We start from the raw sequence: 500 nt of genomic DNA on the forward strand, positions 1-500 counted from the left end.
CAACCAAGCTGCTCAAGAGCTGACCACTGTTCGCGATTTATTGCGTTTCGCCGTCAGCCGTTTTAATGATGCCGGACTGTTTTTCGGACACGGAAGTGATAATGCCCATGACGAGGCAGCCTATCTGATTTTGCACACTTTGAACCTGCCTTTGGATACGTTGGAGCCTTATTTGGGTGCTAAATTGTTGCAAAGCGAGAAGGAAGAGGTATTGTCCATTCTCGAACGCCGCGCAGTGGAGCATATTCCTGCCGCGTATCTGACACATCAAGCATGGCAGGGCGAGTTTGATTTTTATGTCGATGAGCGCGTTATCGTGCCTCGTTCTTTCATTTACGAATTGCTTGGTGACGGTATCCGTCCTTGGATTGAACACGATGAATTGGTGCATCGAGCTTTGGATTTGTGTACCGGTAGCGGCTGTTTGGCCATTCAAATGGCGCATCATTATCCCGACGCACAAATCGATGCCGTTGATTTGAGCTTGGATGCGCTGGAAG

At 49.0% G+C, this 500-nt stretch carries 1 pseudogene; it reads left to right on the plus strand.

Features of this window, described 5'->3' with window-relative positions:
* Positions 1 to 500, plus strand: a pseudogene (locus tag ACTHUR_RS18930) (50S ribosomal protein L3 N(5)-glutamine methyltransferase); the annotation flags it as partial.

Source organism: Neisseria sp. P0021.S007, assembly GCF_051956855.1.